The organism is Microcoleus sp. MON1_C1 (genome assembly GCF_036701945.1).
Classification (GTDB): Bacteria; Cyanobacteriota; Cyanobacteriia; order Cyanobacteriales; family Microcoleaceae; genus Microcoleus.
In genome coordinates this window covers 1-1,383 of sequence record NZ_JAUBRO010000135.1, presented here as the reverse complement: position 1 = coordinate 1,383, position 1,383 = coordinate 1, and the positions used below count along the sequence as shown (strand labels likewise).

Below are 1,383 nucleotides of genomic sequence, written 5' to 3'. Positions count from 1 at the left end.
CTAAATATAATCTTTTCAATTTTCCTAACTTGAAAAGATTTGATGCCTTTTCACAATTCATATAGGATTGCTATAGTAAAGTTGTCATTACAAGAAACTGAGCTTTCGTCAGTTGTTTTTTTAAATGAGTCTGGTAAAATGTTGGTATCATTATTTTTTGGATAGGCAAGCGTGTAACAATTATGCTGCCTATTTTTTTTAGCACACATTGGCTCAATCCTCACCACCTCTAGGTTTCAGGCTGGTTGTCACCCCCCCAGCCAGTTTGAAGGGCAATTCATCAAGTTTGAATTTTTTTGAATCTATCTGGTCGTTGTCTTCTTTCGTTTCTTCCATCATCACCGTAATGGAACCCGACCAATACTTGGCTAACTCACAAACTGCTTCAATCAATTTGCGGGTGAGTAAAACTTCACCGTTGGCCAAAAGCTTAGCTTTGAGTGGCTGTAAGATTGTCAGATTGTTGTTAGAGGATGTTTTAAAAGTGGGGGTAGGGTGTAAAAAAACTCACAAGGCGTATGCTGAGATTGGTAAAAACCAGCACCTTGTGAGCGAATGACTCGCAGCATATCCTAATGATTTAACTCTGGAGCAGTGGGAATTAATTGCCGAAATGTTTCCATCGGCAAAAACTGGTGGTCGTCCCCGCACCACAGCCATATATACAGTGATGAACCCCATTGTCTACGTCTTATGTCAAGGATGTACGTGGCGGGCATTACCCGGAGATTTTCCCCCTTGGCCAACAGTCTATGGGTATTTCCGCAGGTGGCAAAAAGATGGCACTTGGTTGAAAGTACATGACAAACTGTACCAATGGGTGAGAGTGACTGCCGGACGTGAACCCAGTCCATCGGAGGCGGCAGTGGACAGTCAATCAGTTGAAACCGCCACCATGATTCACCAAGACGTGGGTTATGACGCAGGTAAACAGATACATGGTCGTAAACGGCATCTGACTGTGGATTTGTTAGGTAAGCGTGTTACGAGTTTTGGTTACATCTGCCTCTGTCCCCGAACGTCAAGGAGCAAAGCTTGTCCTTCAACGAGTGTCTGCAACCGGAAATCAAGTCAAGCGATTACATACGATTTGGATGGATGGAGGATATAAGGGGGAAGATTTTCGGCGCTGGGTAATGGATATATTTCGTTGGATTGTAGAGATTGTGTTGAGACCGTTGGAGAAGAAGGGTTTTGTCCATCTCCCAAAGCGTTGGGTAGTGGAAAGAACTTTTGGATGGCTCAATTGGTGTCGTCGTCTTAGCAAAGATTATGAACGATTACCTGCAACTTCTGAGACTTTCATCTATAGCAATCCTAATTGATTTGTGAACACCCATGTGATAAAATATAAAAAGCATAATAAACAGAGAATTGCCAAAA

Annotated in this window: 1 protein-coding gene and 1 pseudogene; one reads left to right on the top strand and one right to left on the bottom strand. The window is 42.7% G+C overall.

The window, feature by feature from the left end:
* Positions 1-213 precede the first annotated feature (213 nt).
* Positions 214-426, bottom strand: coding sequence for a hypothetical protein (locus tag QUA62_RS29175; protein ID WP_333408278.1), 213 nt, complete (start codon positions 424-426; stop codon positions 214-216).
* A gap of 187 nt (positions 427-613) precedes the next feature.
* On the opposite strand from QUA62_RS29175, the pseudogene QUA62_RS29170 reads away from it, so the two are divergent.
* Positions 614-1,325, top strand: a pseudogene (locus QUA62_RS29170) (IS5 family transposase).
* The last annotated feature ends 58 nt before the right edge of the window (positions 1,326-1,383 follow it).